The organism is Mesomycoplasma ovipneumoniae (assembly GCF_033343935.1).
Classification (GTDB): domain Bacteria; phylum Bacillota_I; class Bacilli_A; order Mycoplasmatales; family Metamycoplasmataceae; genus Mesomycoplasma; species Mesomycoplasma ovipneumoniae_G.
Genome location: NZ_JAWPGQ010000026.1, coordinates 1 through 2,746 on the forward strand (window position 1 = coordinate 1; position 2,746 = coordinate 2,746).

Sequence of the window (2,746 nt, forward strand, 5' to 3'; positions counted from 1 at the left end):
TAAAGACTTTCTCAGTCACCTCAAACCAAAATGAGACTGTTAAAGTAAAGCTAACTTTTGCCGATGCCCAAAAATTACTCTTACAGCAAGTTGCTAGCCAACAAAAACAGCTAACCCTTTTAATAAAAAACACCCAAACAGGTGCAATTGTAGCCTCAAGTGCCAAAGCCGAAGAAAAAACCGGTCAAATTGAAGCTGAATTTACTTTTTCAAATCTTGATCGAGCAGTAAAATACGAACTAGTTTCAGTAAATGACTATTCTCGTCCTGATTATTTAATTTACAAAGATGAGAAAAACTTTACAGAAGATAGTGCTAAGAGTTTTGTTGTAAATGTTGACAGCATTGAAGTTAAAAATCTTGTCTATTCAGATATCAAACAAAACTCTGTTAAGGCCGAAATTTATTTTGACCCAATTAGAGATGCTTATTTAGCTAACAAGCAAATCGAAGTTGAAATAACTCCAGACGGCGATCCTGTAGCTCAGCTTGTTACCGTTAATGCTTTGGCTCAAGGTCAAGGGAACACCAACACTAAAAAAACAGTAAAAATTGAAAAACTAGACGATGGACGGCTAAGAGCTGAAATTACTTTTGACAATCTTGCTGAAGGTAAAGACTTTAAAATTGCCCTTTTAAGTTTGGCAAACAAGCAAGATGTACAGACTAATGATCAATATACAACAACTGGTCCTAAATTTAAAATAGTTAATGATTTTCTAGCTCAGACTGACCCTAATACTTCAAGGGCCGCCGAAATTACCGCTAGTTCAAACCAAAAAACTCTAAAATTTGCAACTGACGTTGTTGTTTCAAGCATTGAATTTAACCCAGTTGATTCAACAACCAACATTGACAAACAACAGTCAGCAAAAATTAAAGTTGAATTTTCTAACTCAAATAATGAAATACTAAAACTAAAAAAAGACCAACTTGCAACATTAACGCTTATTAATAAACAAACAGGGAAAATAGTACTAGCTTCAGCAAAAATTAAAGCTGAAAATTCAGTTGCTGGTCAACAAGCTGAGACTTCTGCTTCAGTTGAATTTGAATTTAATAACAATTTAGAAAAACTAACAAAATATGAAGTTAGTTCAATTTCTGTTGTTCGGCCAAATGGTATTTATTCAATTCCTTTTGCACAAAATATAGCTAGTGATCCTAAAACATTTGTAACCCAACTAACCACAGTTAGTGTTAAAAATATTTCTTATGTTGATGTTACCGAGACAAGTGTTGAACTTACAGTCTTTTTTGACTCAGTTAATGATGATATTTTAAATGATCAATTTGAAGCTGAACTTGAATATGTTCTAAAAACTAAAGACACCGAAGTCAAAAAATCAAGCAAAGTTATTGTCTCAAATAACCAAGCAATTTTTACAATTGACGATCTTGATGAGGCAAGTACTTATGAAGTTAAAGGCTTAAAATTATCTAAAAAAGTATTAGCTCGTAGCACTCGTTCAATCGGTCGGCGTACTCGGCGTCAAGCCCCTGAGGCAAGTCCAGTTGCAAATAATATTAATGTAGTATTTGACAAAACAGAAGTTGAAGACAAACACAAAAAACTCTTTTCAACAAAGTCTTTAATTTCTGAAATTAAAATTGACAAAACTTTACTTGAACAAGAATTAAAAGCAAAAATGCCTAGCTTAACCCTAGAGCAAACCAATTTAACTGATACTCAAGCTGGTATTGAGCTTAAAATTAAAGATCCAAAACAATTTTTCAAAGATTATGTCAGCGGTCCTAAAGCTGCTAGTGCCGCTGCAGACATTAAATTAGTTGTAAAGTCAAATCGTACCGGTGCAATTTCGCAGGCAGGTGCCCAAATCACTTTTGACGAGCAAAGCAACGTAGCTACTGTTAAATTTTTATTAGAAGACTTAGAAAAATATACAGTTTATTCAATTGTTGATATTTTTGTCAACGGCGTTCGCCTTGGATTTTTAAATACTCTTACTGAAGACCAAAAAGAATTTGCAACAACTGCCCGGGACGTTACTCCTAATTATATTGCCCAAACTGAATTTAAACGTCATGGCGCGGTTCTAAGAATGGTTTTTGATATTAATAAAAACTGATTTTTAGTTAACAATAAAGTTAGACTAACATTTAAAAAATTCCAAGCCGCAGGCCAAGATGATCCTGATCTTAGTGTTGAGACAACCGTTGACCAAGATGGTCTTGCTGTGTTTAGAATTAATAAAGATAATTTAGCAAATAAGGTTCCGGTAGGAAGCCGTTTTGAAATATCTAAACTTGAGTTTATTCCTAATGTTGATTCAAACCAAAAAGTAGTTAAATATTTCCCACTAAATACAGTAACTTCAACTGACTCAACAAGAACACACTCAGCAATTCAGTCCTCAAGTCTTGTTCCTTTGGCACGTTCTCGTCGTAGTCTTAGTGTTTTTGACAGTTCTTCTTCTGGTGCTAGTTCATTCCAAGATGGTTCTCAAGCCGCTCAAGCTGGTACTGTAGCTTCTCCGGCGGCTCCTGCTCCTGCAGGTACTCCGGCTGGTTCACCAGCAACTCTGGCTAATACTAACTTTTTAAATGTAAATATCTCAACAAGCCCGCTTCAAGATCCAACAGTGCCTGCTTCTGTCCCAGCTCCTGCAGTTAAGACTACTTTTGATACAGCTTCATTTATTAGTGCAGTCGAAAAAGTTAATCTTTCAGGAACTAATGCTGAATTAAGAATTACATTAAATTCAACTTTATTATTAGATGCCCA

1 protein-coding gene is annotated in these 2,746 nt (G+C 34.8%); it reads left to right on the forward strand.

Annotation, left to right across the window (positions count from 1 at the left end; translation table 4 throughout):
- On the forward strand, positions 1-2,746 hold a 2,746-nt coding region (locus tag R7X45_RS03725; RefSeq protein WP_318055958.1), incomplete at both ends, for a hypothetical protein.